Source organism: Microbispora sp. NPDC046973 (genome assembly GCF_040644495.1).
Taxonomy (GTDB): domain Bacteria; phylum Actinomycetota; class Actinomycetes; order Streptosporangiales; family Streptosporangiaceae; genus Microbispora.
The window spans coordinates 181,829-198,272 of the sequence record NZ_JBEYWQ010000007.1 but is presented as its reverse complement, the minus strand read 5'-3'; the positions used below and the strand labels follow the sequence as shown (position 1 = coordinate 198,272).

The 16,444-nt window shown below is 70.0% G+C and carries 16 protein-coding genes; 9 read left to right on the top strand and 7 right to left on the bottom strand.

All coding sequences use genetic code 11. The annotated features are described in order from the left end of the window. Positions 1-2: 2 nt before the first annotated feature. On the bottom strand, positions 3-1,709 hold the full coding sequence (locus ABZ860_RS16435; RefSeq protein WP_357220586.1) for an ABC transporter ATP-binding protein: 1,707 nt from the start codon (positions 1,707-1,709) through the stop codon (positions 3-5). A 124-nt stretch (positions 1,710-1,833) separates the two neighbouring features. Here ABZ860_RS16435 and ABZ860_RS16430 point away from each other — a divergent pair, with 124 nt between their 5' ends. Both ABZ860_RS16430 and ABZ860_RS16425 read left to right on the top strand, forming a co-directional pair. Next, complete coding sequence (locus ABZ860_RS16430; protein ID WP_030507490.1) at positions 1,834-2,067, top strand: hypothetical protein; 234 nt, start codon at positions 1,834-1,836, stop codon at positions 2,065-2,067. Further along, positions 2,068-2,625, top strand: a complete 558-nt coding sequence (locus ABZ860_RS16425) for a Clp protease N-terminal domain-containing protein (protein WP_357220584.1) — start codon at positions 2,068-2,070, stop codon at positions 2,623-2,625. It abuts the gene before it with no gap. Positions 2,626-2,631: 6 nt separating this feature from the next. Here the strand turns inward: ABZ860_RS16425 and ABZ860_RS16420 are convergent, their stop codons facing one another. From ABZ860_RS16420 to ABZ860_RS16400, 5 genes are all read right to left on the bottom strand, one after another. Beyond that, the gene (locus tag ABZ860_RS16420) at positions 2,632-2,982 is read right to left on the bottom strand and encodes an STAS domain-containing protein (protein WP_357220583.1); all 351 of its coding nucleotides are present in this window, start codon (positions 2,980-2,982) and stop codon (positions 2,632-2,634) included. Between the two features lie 116 nt (positions 2,983-3,098). Then, positions 3,099-3,545: an STAS domain-containing protein gene (locus ABZ860_RS16415; protein ID WP_357220581.1), complete on the bottom strand. Its 447-nt coding sequence runs from the start codon at positions 3,543-3,545 to the stop codon at positions 3,099-3,101. 120 nt (positions 3,546-3,665) lie between these two features. After that, the gene (locus tag ABZ860_RS16410; RefSeq protein WP_193204874.1) at positions 3,666-4,406 is read right to left on the bottom strand and encodes a succinate dehydrogenase/fumarate reductase iron-sulfur subunit; all 741 of its coding nucleotides are present in this window, start codon (positions 4,404-4,406) and stop codon (positions 3,666-3,668) included. Then, positions 4,403-6,334 (bottom strand): fumarate reductase/succinate dehydrogenase flavoprotein subunit, encoded by a 1,932-nt coding sequence (locus ABZ860_RS16405; protein WP_357220789.1) that lies wholly within the window; start codon positions 6,332-6,334, stop codon positions 4,403-4,405. Before ABZ860_RS16405 ends, ABZ860_RS16410 begins: the two co-directional genes overlap by 4 nt. Positions 6,335-6,432: 98 nt before the next feature. After that, complete coding sequence (locus ABZ860_RS16400) at positions 6,433-7,236, bottom strand: succinate dehydrogenase cytochrome b subunit (protein WP_357220580.1); 804 nt, start codon at positions 7,234-7,236, stop codon at positions 6,433-6,435. 198 nt (positions 7,237-7,434) lie between these two features. On the opposite strand from ABZ860_RS16400, the gene ABZ860_RS16395 reads away from it, so the two are divergent. From ABZ860_RS16395 to ABZ860_RS16365, 7 genes are all read left to right on the top strand, one after another. Next, the gene (locus ABZ860_RS16395) at positions 7,435-8,361 is read left to right on the top strand and encodes a LysR substrate-binding domain-containing protein (protein ID WP_357220578.1); all 927 of its coding nucleotides are present in this window, start codon (positions 7,435-7,437) and stop codon (positions 8,359-8,361) included. Between the two features lie 83 nt (positions 8,362-8,444). After that, positions 8,445-9,620 (top strand): fused response regulator/phosphatase, encoded by a 1,176-nt coding sequence (locus tag ABZ860_RS16390; RefSeq protein ID WP_357220577.1) that lies wholly within the window; start codon positions 8,445-8,447, stop codon positions 9,618-9,620. Continuing rightward, entirely contained in the window at positions 9,617-11,281 is a 1,665-nt protein-coding gene (locus tag ABZ860_RS16385) for an ATP-binding protein (protein WP_357220575.1), read from the top strand. Before ABZ860_RS16390 ends, ABZ860_RS16385 begins: the two co-directional genes overlap by 4 nt. After that, positions 11,274-11,711 carry a response regulator gene (locus ABZ860_RS16380; protein ID WP_357220573.1) on the top strand — a complete coding sequence of 146 codons (438 nt, stop codon included), beginning with the start codon at positions 11,274-11,276 and terminating at the stop codon, positions 11,709-11,711. Before ABZ860_RS16385 ends, ABZ860_RS16380 begins: the two co-directional genes overlap by 8 nt. Before the next feature lie 147 nt (positions 11,712-11,858). Further along, entirely contained in the window at positions 11,859-12,644 is a 786-nt protein-coding gene (locus ABZ860_RS16375) for a hypothetical protein (RefSeq protein WP_357220571.1), read from the top strand. 9 nt (positions 12,645-12,653) lie between these two features. After that, positions 12,654-14,540: a fumarate reductase/succinate dehydrogenase flavoprotein subunit gene (locus ABZ860_RS16370; protein WP_357220569.1), complete on the top strand. Its 1,887-nt coding sequence runs from the start codon at positions 12,654-12,656 to the stop codon at positions 14,538-14,540. Further along, the gene (locus tag ABZ860_RS16365; protein WP_139577390.1) at positions 14,540-15,292 is read left to right on the top strand and encodes a succinate dehydrogenase/fumarate reductase iron-sulfur subunit; all 753 of its coding nucleotides are present in this window, start codon (positions 14,540-14,542) and stop codon (positions 15,290-15,292) included. Before ABZ860_RS16370 ends, ABZ860_RS16365 begins: the two co-directional genes overlap by 1 nt. 91 nt (positions 15,293-15,383) lie before the next feature. Here ABZ860_RS16365 and ABZ860_RS16360 read toward each other — a convergent pair whose 3' ends face one another. Beyond that, positions 15,384-16,412: a hypothetical protein gene (locus ABZ860_RS16360; RefSeq protein ID WP_357220567.1), complete on the bottom strand. Its 1,029-nt coding sequence runs from the start codon at positions 16,410-16,412 to the stop codon at positions 15,384-15,386. Between the last annotated feature and the right edge of the window lie 32 nt (positions 16,413-16,444).

Sequence of the window (16,444 nt, the reverse complement as noted above, 5' to 3'; positions counted from 1 at the left end):
GGTCAGTCTTCCCCTCGTGTCACGGTCGAGCGGTACGCGGGCACCGTCTCCAGCAGCGCCCGGTGGGTGCCCTCGGCCCGCACCACGCCTCCCTCGACGTACAGCACGTGGTCGGCCCGGTCGAGCACGAGCGGGCTGGTCGTGCAGACCAGGGTGGCGCGGCCCGCCCGCGCCTTGCCCAGCCGCTCGGCGACGCGCGCCTCCGTGTGCGCGTCGACGGCGCTGGTGGGCTCGACCAGGATCAGGGTCTCCGCGTCGGCGAGCAGCGCCCGGGCCAGCCGCAGCCGCTGCTGCTGGCCGCCGGAGAACTCGCGGCCCGACTCGGCCACGTGCGCCTCCAGGCCTTCGGGCAGCGCCGCCACGATGTCCTCGGCGCACGAGGCGTGCAACGCCTGACGGACGTCCTCGTCGGTGGCCGTGCCCCGCACGTCCAGCTCGTCGCGCAGCCGTCCGGTGAACAGCCGAGCGCCGTTGTCGGCCACCAGGATGTGCCGCCTGACCTCGGCGAGCGGCAGCTCCGCCAGCGCCGCGCCGCCGAGCGTGACGTCGCCGGGGGCGAACCTGCCCAGGCGGTCGGCGATGGCGATGGCGTCCTCCGGCGCGGCCGCGGCGAGCGCCGTGAGCCGGCCGGGCCGGACCTCGACGCCCGACTCTCCGTCGCGGAGCGTGCCCGGCAGCCTGTTCAGTCCGGCGGACAAGCGGCCGTCGCCGCCGGTGATCTCGGGCTCCAGCGACAGAATGCGGCAGACGCGGCGCGCCGCCACGTGCCCCTTGGTCAGCCTGTCGGCGGCCTCCGTCAGCGTACGCAGAGGCGCGATCAGGAAGACCGCATAGCCGTAGAACGCGACGAGCTGACCGGGCGTGATGCGGCCGTCGAGCGCGAAGTGCGCGCCGAGCCAGGTCACGCACGCGATCAGCACGCCGGGCAGCAGGATCTGGGCGCCCTCCAGCAGGGACTCCACCGAGGCCACCCGCACGCCCGCCTGCCGTACGCGTTGCGACTCCGCCCGGTAGCGCGCGGCGAAGACCTGCTCGCCGCCGACGCCGCGCAGCACCCGCAGACCGGCCACGATGTCGGCGGCCCGGGTGGCCAGGTCACCCTGCAGGTCGCGCTGCTCGTGCTGGCGCCGGTGCAGCGGCTTGAGCAGGGGACCCACCGCGGCCGCCATCAGCGGCACCCCGACCAGCACGACAAGACCCAGCGGGACCGAGGTGGCGAGGAGGATCACGGTCACCGCGACGATCGCGATGGCCGCACCGGCGCCCCGCAGGAGAATCTCCATGGCGTTGCCGATGTGCGCGATGTCCGAGTTGCCCACGCTGACGACCTCGCCGGTCGAGAGGCGCTTCGGCAGCGTCGCCCCGAGCCTGGTCGCCTGCCGTACGGTGACCTGCACGGTGCGGTAGGCCGCCGACAACCAGGTGACGACGGCGAACCGGTGGCGCAGGACACCGGCGGCCGCCTGGACCACGCCGAGGCCGAGCACCACCGCCGACCACCTGATCAGCGTGCCCGCGTCCCGCGCGGCCATCGCGTCGATGGCCTTGCCCAGGGCCGCCGGCACGAGCGCCTGCCCCAGCCACCACAGCACCGCCAGGCCGACTCCGGCCAGCAGTGAGGCGGCCTGGCGGCGCGCCACCCACCACAGGTAGCGCAGCGGCCCGCGGGCGTCGGGAGTGCCGGGATCGGCCACAGGAAGAACACGCATGGTCGTTCCAGGCTCGCAAAGACGCAGGTCGGAGGGCAAACCGTTTTACCTGCGCCGATACCTGCGCCGATCAATGCGTCAACCAAGGTTGACACAGAGAGGGCTGTCAACCTATGTTGACGACATGAGCGATACGGCACAACTGGCGAGCGACGCCGGCAGCCGCGATCCGGCCGTCGGCCTGCGGGCCGTACGGGCCCTGCGGCTCCTGGTGGAACGGCTCGAGGCGCTGCAGGTGGAGAACGCCCGCAACGCGGGGTGGTCGTGGCAGGACATCGCGCTCCTGCTCGGGGTGTCCCGGCAGGCGGTGCACAAGAAGTACGCAGGCGGGCGAGGACTGCTGAGACGGGAGAAGTAGATGCTGGAAAGGTTCACCCAAGACGCCCGGGAGGTCGTGCTGCACGCCGAGGAGCAGGCCAGGACGCTCCGGCACGGACAGGTGGGCACAGAACACCTGCTGCTCGGCCTGCTGAGCCGCCCGGAGACGCTGTCGGCCCGGCTACTCGCGGCGCGCGGCGTCGATCACGAGCGGGTCCGCAGGGAGGTCGTCCGGATCCTCGGCGACGCCACGGGCGGGGACATCGACGCCGAGGCCCTGGAGACGATCGGCATCGACCTGTCAGCCGTACGGGAGAGGATCGAGGAGGTCTTCGGGCCCGGGGCGCTGGACCGGCAACCGCACCGCGACCATCGAGGCGCGCTTCGCAGCGGCCGCCGGGCGTCCTTCGGGCCGCGGGCCAAGAAGACGCTCGAACTCGCGCTGCGCGAGGCCATCGCGCTCAAGAGCAGGGACATCCGCGACGGGCACATCCTCCTCGGCGTCATCCGGGAGGGCGAGGGCCTGGGCGTCCGCATCCTGGCCGACGCCGGGGTCGATCTGCCGGCGCTCCGGACGGAGGTCAGGAGCGCCCTCTGACCGGGGTCAGTCGGTCACAGCCGCCTGGGCGTCCGCGAGGGTCTCATAGATGGGGAACGCGGCGTGCAGCCCGGTCACCGTGAGGATCCTCCGGAAGACGCCCTTGACGCCGGCGAGCTTCATGAACCCGCCCGCCTCCACGGCGCGGTCGTGCGTCTCCAGCAGAAGCCGCAGGCCCATGGAGTCGCAGAAGGTCAGCTCGGAGGTGTCCACGACCAGCCGGGTGACGCCCTCCTCCGACAACTTGGCGAACACGGTGCGCAGCCGCTCGCCGGAGATCACATCAAGCTCGCCGGTCAGGGTGACGAGAGTGTGGGTCGCCTCATGGCTCACCGTGACGCCAAGTCTCGTCGTCATCGCCTGTCCTCATCCTGAAAGACCCTCCCCATGGAAGATCTACAGAGAAGTTACACCTCTACCTACCCCGGCAGGCAGGGGGAGGCAAGGACAGGACGGCGGGGGCTCAGGGACGCTCAGCGGTCGCCGGCGATCTCGTACAACCCGCCGGAATCGGAGTCCGGGTCCGGCCCGCCGCCGGGCTGGGGAAGACGCGGACCGGCGTCGGCCGCGCGGCTGAGCGCCTCCGCGACCGTCGGGTGCTGCTCGAACACGTTGCGCAGACCGGTGATCGTCAGCACCCGGCGCAGCACGCCCTGCACGCCGCTCAGTATCAACCGGACGTTCAGGGCCTGGCCGCGCTGCAACGCGGAGATCAGCTCGCTCAGCCCGCGCGAGTCGCAGAACATCAGCTCGGCGGCGTCGATCACGAGAACGGACGTCCCCGGCGACTCCCAGACCCGGTGCAACTCCTCATGGAGCAGATGCACGGTGCCGGCGTCGAGATCGCCTTCCACACGCACGACGACGGCCGCGCCATGGACTGCGGACGCGACCTTCAAGGTGGAACGTGGACCGGTCACGGGCATGCTCACTCCCTCGCCTGCGGGGACACGGCAGGCGTGTTACGCCAACACAAATCACACGTTACCCGGGAGGAGGGGTGATTATGTTCCGGCCGACCGGCCCACGTCACTCGTCTGCTACTTCGAGGCGGCCTTGAGGTAGTCGGCGTTCATCTGAGCGATCGTGTCGAACGGGATGCCCTTGGGGCACACCGCCGTGCACTCGCCGGTGTTGGTGCAGCCGCCGAAGCCCTCGGCGTCCATCTGCTCGACCATCGCCCTGGCGCGCGACTCGCGCTCCGGCTGGCCCTGCGGCAGCAGGCTCAGGTGAGTGATCTTCGCCGCGGTGAACAGGGAGGCCGAGCCGTTCGGGCAGGCCGCGACGCAGGCGCCGCAGCCGATGCAGGTCGCGGCGTCGAAGGCGGCGTCGGCGTCGGCCTTCGGCACCGGCACGGAGTGCGCCTCCGGCGCGGACCCGGCGGGAACGGAGATGAAGCCGCCCGCCTGGATGATCCGGTCGAACGCCGACCTGTCCACGACGAGGTCCTTGATCACCGGGAACGCCGCCGCCCGCCACGGCTCGATCGTGATGACGTCGCCGTCCTTGAAGTGCCGCATGTGCAGCTGGCAGGTCGTGGTGAGCTTCTGCTCGCCGTGCGCGACGCCGTTGATGACCATGCCGCACATGCCGCAGATGCCCTCGCGGCAGTCGTGGTCGAAGGCGACCGGGTCGTCGCCCTCCAGGATCAGCCGCTCGTTGAGGACGTCGAGCATCTCCAGGAACGACATGTCAGGCGAGACGTCTTCGACCCGGTAGGTCACCATCCGTCCCTTGTCCGACGAGCCGTTCTGCCGCCAGATCTTGAGGGTCAGGTTCACTTGTAGCTCCGCTGGGTCATCTTGACGTACTCGTAGTTCAGCTCTTCCTTGTGCAGGACCGGGCCCTCCGGAGTCCACTCCCACGCCGCGACGTAGGCGAAGTTCTCGTCGTCGCGCAGCGCCTCGCCGTCCTCGTCCTGCGACTCGGCCCGGAAGTGGCCGCCGCACGACTCCGTACGGTGCAGCGCGTCGATGCACATCAGCTCGGCGAGCTCGAAGAAGTCGGCCACCCGGCCGGCGCGCTCGAGCGCCTGGTTGAGCCCCTCGGCGTCGCCCGGCACCTTGACGTTGTTCCAGAACTCCTCGCGCAGCTCGGGAATGCGCTCCAGCGCCTTGCGCAGCGACTCCTCGGTGCGCTCCATGCCGCAGTAGTCCCACATGATCCGGCCGAGCTCCCGATGGAAGGAGTCGGCGGTGCGGTCGCCGTTCACGGACAGGAGCTTGTCGATCTTGTCCTGGACGGCCTTCCTGGCCTCCGCGACGTCGCCCTCCTCGACCGGCCCGAACGAACCGGCCCCCGCGAGGTAGTCGCCGATCGTCGTCGGCAGCACGAAGTAGCCGTCCGCCAGGCCCTGCATGAGGGCCGAGGCACCCAGGCGGTTCGCGCCGTGGTCGGAGAAGTTGGCCTCGCCGATCACGAACAGCCCGGGGATCGTGGACTGCAGGTCGTAGTCCACCCACAGCCCGCCCATCGTGTAGTGGACGGCCGGGTAGATGCGCATCGGCACCTCGTACGGGTTCTCGCCGGTGATGCGCTCGTACATCTCGAAGAGGTTGCCGTACTTCTTCTCGACGGCCTCCCGGCCCATCCGCCTGATCGCGTCGGCGAAGTCGAGGTAGACGCCGAGCCCGCCGGGACCGACGCCGCGGCCCTCGTCGCAGACGTTCTTGGCGGCGCGGCTGGCGATGTCGCGCGGCACGAGGTTGCCGAACGCCGGGTAGATGCGCTCCAGGTAGTAGTCGCGCTCGTCCTCGGGGATGTCGCCCGGCGCGCGGTCGTCGCCCTTGCGCTTGGGCACCCACACCCGGCCGTCGTTGCGCAGCGACTCCGACATCAGCGTCAGCTTCGACTGGTGGTCGCCGCTCTGCGGGATGCAGGTCGGGTGGATCTGCGTGTAGCAGGGGTTGCCGAAGTAGGCGCCCTTCTTGTGCGCCCGCCAGATCGCCGTGGTGTTGCAGCCCTTGGCGTTGGTGGACAGGTAGAACACGTTCCCGTAGCCGCCGCTGGCGAGCACGACCGCGTCGGCGAGGTGGGTCTCGATCTCGCCGGTGACCATGTCGCGGACCACGATGCCCCGGGCCCGGCCGCCGCTGACGATGAGCTCCAGCATCTCGTGGCGGGTGTACACCTCCACGTTCCCCGCCGCGACCTGCCGCTCCAGGGCCTGGTAGGCGCCGAGCAGGAGCTGCTGGCCCGTCTGGCCGCGGGCGTAGAAGGTACGCGACACCTGGGTGCCGCCGAACGACCGGGTGTCGAGCAGGCCGCCGTACTCGCGGGCGAACGGCACGCCCTGCGCCACGGCCTGGTCGATGATGTTCACGCTGACCTGGGCGAGGCGGTAGACGTTCGACTCGCGGGCGCGGTAGTCGCCGCCCTTCACCGTGTCGTAGAACAACCGGTAGACGCTGTCGCCGTCGCCGCGGTAGTTCTTGGCGGCGTTGATGCCGCCCTGTGCGGCGATGGAGTGGGCCCGCCGGGGCGAGTCCTGGTAGCAGAACGACTTGACCTTGTAGCCCAGCTCGCCGAGCGTGGCCGCGGCGGAGCCGCCGGCCAGGCCGGTGCCGACGACGATGACGGTCAGCTTGCGCTTGTTGACGGGGTTGACCAGCTTGGCCTGGAAACGACGCTTGTCCCAGCGGTCCTCGATCGGGCCCGCCGGCGCCTTGGTGTCCTGGATGGGGTCGCCGACCCGGTAGTGCCCGACGATGGCCGGCTCTGCGCCCCGGCTCTCCCGCTGGACGTTCACCTGCCGGTTGTCCTGCTGGTTGTCTTGCTGGTTGTCTTGCTGGGCGCGGCGGCGGAACTTCACTTGACCACTCCGATCAGGATGCAGACGGGCGCGGAGACGAACCCGAGCACCAGCACCGCTGAGACCGCGACGGCGGTCGTCTGCAGCGTGCTGCGGACGCGGGGTCGGCGGGTCAGGCCGAGCGACTGGAAGGCGCTCCACAGGCCGTGGCGCAGGTGCAGGCCGACCATCACCATGGCGACGAGGTAGAACAGCGCCACCCACCAGCGGTCGGGCTGGAAGCCGGCGATCATCCGGGCGTACGGCGTGGCGTCGCCGCCCTCGGGGTTCACCGTGCCGAAGGTCATGTCCAGCAGGTGCCAGATCACGAACAGCAGGATGATCACGCCGCCGTACCGCATGGTGTGCGTGGCATACCCGTTGGCCTGCGACTTCCGCTTGGCCGCGTACTTCACGGGCCGCGCCTTGGCGGCCCGTCGGGCGAGCGACACCGCCGCCCACATGTGCAGCACGACGCTGAGCGCGAGCACGATCTCGGTGATCGTCAGCACGGTGCGGTTCGGCAACGCGGGCGAGCCCACGGTCCGCAACCAGCCTGCATAGTGGTTGAAGGAGTCGGCGCCGAAGAAGATCTTGAGGTTGCCCAGCATGTGCGTGATCAGGAAGAGCACGAGAACGGCGCCCGTGACGGCCATGACGGCCTTCCTGCCGGCCGACGTGCCGAGCAGGCCGCGGCGGGCGGGCGTACGCGGCGCCGGCCCGGCGGGCTTGCGGGGTGCGTCATGCACGGGCACCGGAGCGGTCGCCGAGCCGCGATCCACGGAAGCAGAGTCCACAGAGTGGTCAACAGTGGCAGTCACGAATGCACACGCTAGGTTCGTGCTGTTCAGACGTCCAAGTCATGACAGGTCTGGTTTCGATAGCCCCCGGCTATGCGCTCTGTCCCACACGGTTTCCAAGAGTCGAAGGTCCCGAGAGTGTGCGACGAATTTCACACCGCGCCACACCACGGGGGGCGCATCGAGCCGGCTTCGGCGATAGCCCTAGGCTATTGAGGTGTGCAGCTCCAGCAACTGGCCTACTTCATGGCCGTGGCCGAGACGCGGCACTTCACCCAGGCCGCGGAGCGGATGCGGGTCGCCCAGCCGTCGCTGAGCAAGCAGATCAAGAGCCTCGAGACCGAGCTGGGAGCGCCCCTGTTCAGCCGGGCCCGGGGCAACGTCACGCTCACCCCGGCGGGTGAGGCGCTGCTCCCGCTCGCGCGTCGCATGCTCGCCGACGCCGAGACCGCCCGGCGCGAGGTCGCCGAGCTGGCGGGGCTGCGGCGGGGGCGGGTGCGCCTCGGCGCGACCCCGTCGCTGTGCGCCGGGCTGCTGGCCGACGCGCTGGCCCGCTTCCACCGCGACTACCCCGGCGTGGAGCTGAAGGTCGAGGAGGGCGGGTCCCGCGACCTCGTCCGCGACCTCGCCCGGGGCCAGCTCGATCTGGCGCTGATCATCCTGCCGCTGCAGAGCAGCGATCCGTCCCTGGTGACCCAGGAGATCCTGAGCGAGAACCTCGTCGTGGCCTCCACGTCGCCCCGGGGGCGCCGATCGTACATGCGGATCGAGGACCTGCGCGGACGGCCGATGGTCATGTTCCGCAGGGGCTACGACGTGCGCGAGGCGACGCTGGCGGCCTGCCGGCAGGCGGGGTTCGAGCCGCGCTTCGCGGTGGAGGGCGGGGAGATGGACGCGGTGCTGCGGTTCGTCGAGGCGGGGCTGGGCATCGCGGTGGTGCCCTCGATGGTGCTGGAGAACCGGCCGAGCCTGACGGGCACGCCGTTGCTGCCCGGTCTGCGCCGTACGGTCGCCCTCGCCCACCGCAAAGACGTGGAGCCGACTCGGGCGGCGCAGGCCTTCCGTGGGACGCTGTTGTCGTTCCTCGGGGAGGCCGCACGTGAGGGGACGCTTCCCCAGGGAATAGAGGCGCTCGTTGACGTGTGAGCCCTAACCGAGCGGTTTCCAGACGATAGGTTTGTGCACACGATGCTGCACGACGATGATGCCGACGCTGACGAGAGGCGTTCGTGACCCCGGTCTCCCCTGATCTGCCCGATCCGCTCACCCTCCTGCTGATCGAGGACGACGCCGGCGACGCGTTTCTCGTCGAGGAGTTGCTGGCGGGCGCCGAGAGGCCGCCGAAGATCACCTGGGCACGGACGCTCGCCGAGGGACGCGCGCGGCTCACCGACGACGTGCAGTGCGTGCTCGTCGACCTCTCCCTTCCCGACGCGTCAGGGCTCGAGGCGCTGCAGCAGGTCCTCGCCATGTCCACCGACACGGCGGTGCTCGTCCTCACCGGGCTCGGGGACGCGCACGTCGGCATCGAGGCGGTCGCCGCCGGAGCGCAGGACTTCCTGGTCAAGCAGGACGTCGACGCCCGGCTGCTGATCCGTGCCATCCGCTACGCCATCGAGCGCAAGCGCGCCGACCTCGCCATGCGCGAACTCCTGCAGGAACGCATCGTCAGCAAGGAGAACTCCCGGCTCGAACGCGGCCTGCTGCCCGTCCCCCTGCTCGACCCCGATCTCCTCCACCACCAGGCCCGCTACCTTCCCGGACGCTCGGGCGGGCTGCTGGCCGGCGACTTCTGGGACACCGTGCAGACGCCCGACGGGGCGGTGCACGTGCTGATCGGCGACGTGTGCGGGCACGGGCCCGACGAGGCCGCCCTCGGCACGGCGCTGCGCATCGCCTGGCGCACGCTGGTGCTGGCCGGGCAGACCGGCAACGACGTGCTGCGCACGCTCGACACGCTGCTGCGGCACGAGCGCAAGTCGCCGGAGATCTTCACCACGATGTGCACCGCGACCATCGCCCCCGACCTGACCACCGCGCGCCTGCACGTGATCGGTCACCCACCGCCGCTGCTGCTGCGCGACGGCGTGCTCGGCGTGGTCACCGAGACGCCGTCGGGCCCGCCGCTCGGGATCTTCCCGGACATCGAGTGGACGCCCATCGACGTCACCCTCGGCGACCGGTGGTCGCTGCTGCTCTACACCGACGGCCTCATCGAGGCCACGGTCGGCGAGAACCGCGACCTGCTCGGCACCGAGGGGCTGGCGAACCTGATCCGCGCCCAGGCGGGGATCGACCTCGACCGCATCATCGCCAGCCTCGACGGCGCCATGCACGACGACGTCGCGGCCGTCCTCGTCGCCCGCGGCCATGAGAAGCAGGGCGTACGGGAGAGTGGAGCATGACGGCGCCGCAGCCCACTGAGCAGGCGCATGTGCAGGCACATGAGGACGCGCATGTGGACGCGCATGTGGACGCGCATGTGGAGGCGCATGAGGATGCGCCGCCCCCGCTGCCCCCGCTGACGCCGTCCGCTCGGGGCGCGCGCCTGCCGGTCAGCCGGTGGTTCGTGCTCGCCGGAGCGGGCGTCCTGCTCGTCTTCGTGATCGCTATTAGCGCCATCCTGCTCGCGCTCTCCACGACGCACGAGGCCCGGCAGACCCTCGTCGACGCGGTCGACCCCGCCGCCCTGCAGACGCTGCGCGTCGCCCGTGCGGTGCAGGCGCAGGAGGGCGCGATCCGCGGATACGGGCTCACCGGCGAGCAGCAGTACCTCGACTCCTACCGCCAGGGGGTGGCCGAGGAGCGGTCGGCGACCGGCGCGATCGCCAGGCTCGTCCCCCGGTTGCCCCAGGGGTACGGCGTGCGCCGCCAGATCCGCGAGATCACCGACGCCACGACCGCGTGGCGGCGCGACTACGCCGAGCCGGTGGTCGCGCGGACCCTCAAGAGCGGCCCGGCCCCGCTCACCGACCTGGCCAAGAACAACCTCCAGCGCTTCTCGGCGGTCAGGAGCGCGCTCGACACGCAGCAGGCCCTGTTGGGGCGGCTGCACGACATCGCCAGGGATCGGCTCTACTCCGGCTGGAACACCATCTATTTGGCGGTCGCGGCGCTGGCCGGCGCGATGGTGCTGGCGATCGTGTTCTGCGCGCTGATCGTGCGCCGCGCGGTCGTGGGCCCGATCGCGCGGCTGACCCGGCAGGTCCGGGCGGTGGCCGCGGGCGACTTCGACCACGAGCTCGGGGTCGAGCGGCCGGCCGAGCTGTGGGAGCTGTCGGGCCACATCGACGGGATGCGCCGCCGGATCATGACCGAGTGGCAGTCGTCCGTCGAGGCCCGCCAGCAGCTCGCCGAGCAGACCGAGGAGCTCAGGCGCTCCAACCGCGAGCTGGAGCAGTTCGCCTACGTGGCCAGCCACGACCTGCAGGAGCCGCTGCGCAAGGTGGCGAGCTTCACCCAGATGCTCGAGCAGCGCTACGCCGACCGGCTCGACGACCGCGCCCGGCAGTACATCGGTTTCGCGGTCGACGGCGCCCGCCGCATGCAGTTGCTCATCAACGACCTGCTCGACTTCTCCCGTGTGGGCCGGGTCGGCGGCGAGCCGGAGGAGATGGACACGGGCGACGCGCTGGCCGGCGCCCTGCGCAACCTCGACGCCCGGCTGTCGGAGACCGGCGCGACGGTCACCCACGACGACATGCCCAAGGTCGTCGGCAACCGCACGCTGCTGACCCAGCTCTTCCAGAACCTCGTCAGCAACGCGCTCAAGTTCCGCTCCGAGGAGCCTCCCCGCGTCCACATCGGCGTACGGCGGGACGGCGACATGTGGGAGTTCAGCTGCTCGGACAACGGGATCGGCGTCGAGCCGAAGTACGCCGACCGCATCTTCCTGATCTTCCAGCGCCTGCATCCGAGGGACGTCTATCCCGGGACGGGCATCGGACTGGCCCTGTGCCGCAAAATCGTCGAATATCATGGCGGCCGGATCTGGCTCGACACGAACGAGGACGCCGGAGCCACGTTCCGCTGGACCCTGCCGGCTTTGGGAGACCCCGATGAGTGAGTTCCGCCCGATCGAGGTCCTCCTGGTCGAGGACGACCCGGGCGACGTCCTGCTCTGTCAGGAGGCGTTCTCCTACAACAAGGTCGGCAACAACCTCCACGTGGTCAACGACGGCGAGCAGGCGCTGGCCTACCTGCGCGGCGAGGGGCAGTACGACTCGGCGCCCCGGCCCGACCTGGTGCTGCTCGACCTCAACCTGCCCCGCGTGAACGGGTTCGAGGTGCTGGAGGAGGTCAAGAAGGACCCCTCGCTGCGGACCATCCCCGTTGTGATCCTCACCACATCGGAGGCCGAGCAGGATATCCTGCGGGGATACAACCTGCACGCCAACGCGTACATCACCAAACCCGTAGATTTCGACCAGTTCACCCGGGTAGTACGCCAGATCGACGAATTCTTCGTGACCGTGGTCAAGCTGCCGGCGAAGTGACCGAGATCACAGCGGGGAGGAGTGACCCTCCTCACACTTCGTGATGTGCTCGTCGTAATGTGTGCCCCACCAATAACGCGCACGGCCTGAGCAGTACGGCGCGGTCGCTCCGGCGTGCGCGGAGTCAGTGAGGGTGGAAGGTCTCCGATGACCCAGACAACGGCCGAGAGCCCGGCAAGGAAACAACGCGCACAGATCAGGGTGCGCACTCTGAGAACCGACCGATGGTGGCTGGCTCCGGCGTTCACGTTCGCCGGACTCCTGTTGTTCTTGATTTACGGAATTTGGGCGATCTTCGACAAGAGCTACTTCGTCGATCCGTACATCGCGCCCTTCTCATCGCCGTGTCTGGCGACGTCGTGCCCCGAGGGGGCCCGGTTGTTCGGGCTCGCCCCGTTCGGCGACTGGTACACGTTGCCGCCCGGGATGCTGATCCTCGGTCTGCCCGGCGGTTTCCGGCTCACCTGCTACTACTACCGCAAGGCCTACTACCGGTCGTTCTGGCTGTCGCCGCCGGCGTGCGCCGTGGCCGAGCCGCACGGGAAGTACACGGGTGAGACGCGTCTGCCGCTGATCCTGCAGAACATCCACCGCTACTTCTTCTACTTCGCCATCATCATCGGCCTGATCCTGACGTACGACGCGGTTCTCGCGCTGGTGCACAAGCCCGCCGGGCTGGGCAGCTGGATTCTGCTCGCGAACGCGGCCCTGATCCTCTGCTACACGTTCGGCTGCCACTCGTGCCGTCACATCACCGCGGGGCGCCTGAACCACTTCTCCAGGCACCCGCTGCGCTACAAGGCGTGGACCCTGGTCTCGAAGCTCAACGCCAGGCACCAGCAGTTCGCCTGGGCCTCGCTGTTCTCGGTCATGATCGCCGACCTGTACGTCCGGCTCGTCGCCATGGGCGTCATCAACTTCCCGTTCGCTTAAGGATTTCACGTGGAGCGTCACGAATACGACGTCGTCGTCATCGGAGCCGGTGGAGCGGGGCTCCGCGCGGCGATCGAGGCGCGGCAGCAGGGCAAGCGGACGGCGATCGTCTGCAAGTCGTTGTTCGGCAAGGCCCACACGGTCATGGCCGAGGGCGGCGCCGCCGCCGCGATGGGCAACGTCAACAGCAGCGACAACTGGATGGTGCACTTCCGCGACACCATGCGCGGAGGCAAGTTCCTCAACAACTGGCGCATGGCGGAGCTGCACGCCAAGGAGGCCCCGGACCGCGTCTGGGAGCTGGAGGCCTGGGGCGCGCTGTTCGACCGCACCAAGGACGGCAAGATCAGCCAGCGCAACTTCGGCGGCCACGAGTACCCGCGCCTCGCGCACGTCGGCGACCGCACCGGCCTGGAGCTGATCCGCACCCTCCAGCAGCGCGTCGTCGCCCTGCAGCAGGAGGACGAGAAGCTGCACGGCGACCCCGAGGCGTACATCAAGGTCTTCGCCGAGTGCACGGTCACCCGGCTGCTGAAGGACGGGGACGCGATCTCCGGGGCCTTCGGCTACTGGCGCGAGACGGGCGACTTCATCGTCTTCGACGCCCCCGCCGTGGTGCTGGCCACCGGCGGCATCGGCAAGTCGTACGTCGTCACGTCGAACTCCTGGGAGTACACCGGTGACGGTCACGCGCTGGCCCTGCTCGCCGGCGCGAAGCTCATCAACATGGAGTTCATCCAGTTCCACCCGACGGGCATGGTCTGGCCCCCGTCGGTGCGCGGCATCCTGGTGACCGAGTCGGTGCGCGGCGACGGCGGCGTCCTGCGCAACTCCGAGGGCCGCCGCTTCATGTTCGACTACATCCCGGACGTGTTCAAGGACAAGTACGCCACGACCGAGGAGGAGGCGGACCGCTGGTATGACGACCAGGCCAACAACCGCCGTCCGCCGGAGCTGCTGCCCCGTGACGAGGTGGCCAGGGCGATCAACGCCGAGGTGAAGGCCGGGCGCGGGTCACCGCAGGGCGGCGTGTTCCTCGACGTGTCGACCCGCCTGCCCGCCGCCGAGATCACCAGGCGGCTGCCGTCGATGCACCACCAGTTCAAGGAACTGGCCGACGTCGACATCACCAAGGAGCCCATGCAGGTCGGCCCGACCTGCCACTACATCATGGGCGGCGTCGAGGTGGACGCCGACACCGGCGCGGCGTCGGTCCCCGGCCTGTTCGCGGCCGGCGAGGTCTCCGGCGGCATGCACGGCTCCAACCGCCTCGGCGGCAACTCGCTGTCCGACCTGCTGGTGTTCGGCCGCCGCGCCGGCGCGGGAGCCGCGGCGTACGTGGACGGGCTGGCCAGGCGGCCGGTCGTGACCGGCGTGGAGGAGGCCAAGGCCGAGGCCCTGGCCCCGCTGGAGCGGAGCGGCGGGGAGAACCCGTACGAGGTCCACCACGAACTGCAGCGCACGATGAACGACCTGGTCGGCATCATCCGCAAGTCCGAGGAGATCAGCGAGGCCCTGCAGGTCATCGAGAAGCTCAAGGAGCGGGCCAAGAACACGGCCTCCTCGGGCAGCCGGGTCTACAACCCCGGCTGGCACCTCGCGCTCGACCTGCGCAACATGCTGCTGGTCAGCGAGTGCGTGGCGAAGGCCGCGCTGCTGCGGGAGGAGAGCCGCGGCGGCCACACCCGCGACGACTACCCCGGCATGTCGGCCGAGTGGCGGCGCAAGCTGCTGGTCTGCTCCGCGAACCCGGACGGCACGTCCATCACGGTCGAGGAGAGGGCCCAGCCGTCCATGCGGGGCGACCTCATCAGCCTGTTCGAGCGCTCCGAGCTGGAGAAGTACCTCACCGAGGAAGAGCTGGCGGAATACGACGCCGCGGTCAAGGAGTCGTGATGGGATACAAGGCGAAGTTCCGCATCTGGCGCGGCGAGGGCGGCGAGGGCCGCCTGGAGGACTTCACCGTCGAGGTGAACGAGGGCGAGGTCGTCCTCGACGTCATCCACCGGCTCCAGGCCACGCAGGCCCCCGACCTCGCGGTCCGCTGGAACTGCAAGGCCGGCAAGTGCGGCTCGTGCTCGATGGAGATCAACGGCAAGCCCCGGCTGGGCTGCATGACCCGGATGTCCACCTTCGAGGAGAGCGAGACCATCACGGTCACGCCGCTGCGGACGTTCCCGGTCATCAAGGACCTGGTGACGGACGTGTCGTTCAACTACCAGAAGGCCCGCGAGATCCCCTCGTTCACGCCGCCCGCCGACGTGAAGCCGGGCGAGTACCGCATGCAGCAGGTCGACGTCGAGCGGTCCCAGGAGTTCCGCAAGTGCATCGAGTGCTTCATGTGCCAGAACGTCTGCCACGTGATCCGCGACCATGAGGAGAACAAGCCGAACTTCGCCGGTCCGCGCTACCTGATGCGGATCGCCGAGCTCGACATGCACCCGTACGACGTGGCCGAGCGCAAGGAGTCGGCGCAGGAGGAGCACGGCCTGGGTTACTGCAACATCACCAAGTGTTGCACTGAGGTCTGCCCCGAGCACATCAAGATCACCGACAACGCGCTGATCCCGATGAAGGAGCGTGTGGTCGACCGGAAGTACGACCCGCTGGTCTGGCTGGGCTCGAAGATCTTCAAGCGCCAGCGCTGAGCCCCAGGAAAAGGCGCCGATCGGTCCGTCCGATCGGCGCCTTTCTGTTCGTCTCTGCTCGCCTGCGCGAGGTTCGTCAGCCCGGGGTTCGTCAGCGCAGGGTGGTGGGGTCCTCGCCCGTGGGCTGCTGCGGCAGGTGACCGGGCCGGGTGGCCTCGTTCCAGACCCCGGCCTGGGCCTCGCCGACCGCCTGGCTCCACGGGTCGGCCATGCCCTGCTGTGCCTGCATCTGGGCCTGCGCCTGGGCCTGCATCTGGGCGGGGTCGGCCACCGGGTACCCGTACGGCTGGGCCTGGGCATAGCCGTACGGCACCGGGTAGCCGTAGGGCTGCTGCGGATAGTTCACCGTGTAGGGCTGGACGGGCACGAAGCCCATCATCGGGGCGTAGCCGGGAGAGGCCGCCGGGTAGGCCGCCACCTCGGGAACCGGCGTCCGCGCCGCGGCCGGACCGGCCCGCCGTACGGCGGCGGCGTGCGCCATCCTCCGCAGCCGGCCCTCGAAGATCAGCCACGCGATCAGCGCGACGCCGACGAGCACCCCGGCGGGGATGGCGAGCCGGTGGGCCAGCGTCGGCTTGTCGTACTCGGGAGACGCGTTGCGGATCTCGATCGGCACCGTCTGGGGATCGGGCTGCTCGAACGTCACGCCCGTGCTGGGGGTCTGCTGCGCCACGTCCGGCGTCGGCTCGGCCGACGCGGTGGGCAGTTGCACCTGCCCGTTGTCCTCCGGGCTCGGGCTGGGACTCGTGGCGGGGGTGTCGGTCAGCGTCGGGATCGTCTGCGGCGGGTTCTGCTCCGTCGTGGACGCGGGAGGAGCGGTCGTCGTCGCGACCGGCTTGGGCGCCTTGGTCTTGGTCGCCTTCGGCGTCGGCGTGATGGTGACGGTCTTGGTCACCACGGGCTCGGCCGAGGGGCTCGCGTTCGCCGAGGAGGTGGCCGGCGGCGTCTGGGTGACGGTGACCGTGACGACGGCGCACTGGGGGTCCTGGCCGGGGTCGCACGGCTCCACCGGGTCCGCGCTGGCGCCGATCACCGGGCCCACGGCCAGGATCGCCAGCGTGGCGATGGCCACGGACGCGACAGCCGAGGACGCGGCTCTCATATACGCGCGTCCGATCACCGCTCGCCTCCTGTCGGCCCGGCTTCGAGGTC

What these genes read in the sequence shown, in the direction of transcription:
- ABZ860_RS16385 (WP_357220575.1), top strand. Translation starts at nt 9,617, where the DNA reads ATGACGGCGCCGCAGCCCACTGAGCAGGCGCATGTGCAGGCACATGAG.
- ABZ860_RS16380 (WP_357220573.1), top strand. Translation starts at nt 11,274, where the DNA reads ATGAGTGAGTTCCGCCCGATCGAGGTCCTCCTGGTCGAGGACGACCCG.
- ABZ860_RS16375 (WP_357220571.1), top strand. Translation starts at nt 11,859, where the DNA reads ATGACCCAGACAACGGCCGAGAGCCCGGCAAGGAAACAACGCGCACAG.
- ABZ860_RS16435 (WP_357220586.1), bottom strand. Translation starts at nt 1,709, where the DNA reads ATGCGTGTTCTTCCTGTGGCCGATCCCGGCACTCCCGACGCCCGCGGG.
- ABZ860_RS16365 (WP_139577390.1), top strand. Translation starts at nt 14,540, where the DNA reads ATGGGATACAAGGCGAAGTTCCGCATCTGGCGCGGCGAGGGCGGCGAG.
- ABZ860_RS16420 (WP_357220583.1), bottom strand. Translation starts at nt 2,982, where the DNA reads ATGACGACGAGACTTGGCGTCACGGTGAGCCATGAGGCGACCCACACT.
- ABZ860_RS16425 (WP_357220584.1), top strand. Translation starts at nt 2,068, where the DNA reads ATGCTGGAAAGGTTCACCCAAGACGCCCGGGAGGTCGTGCTGCACGCC.
- ABZ860_RS16430 (WP_030507490.1), top strand. Translation starts at nt 1,834, where the DNA reads ATGAGCGATACGGCACAACTGGCGAGCGACGCCGGCAGCCGCGATCCG.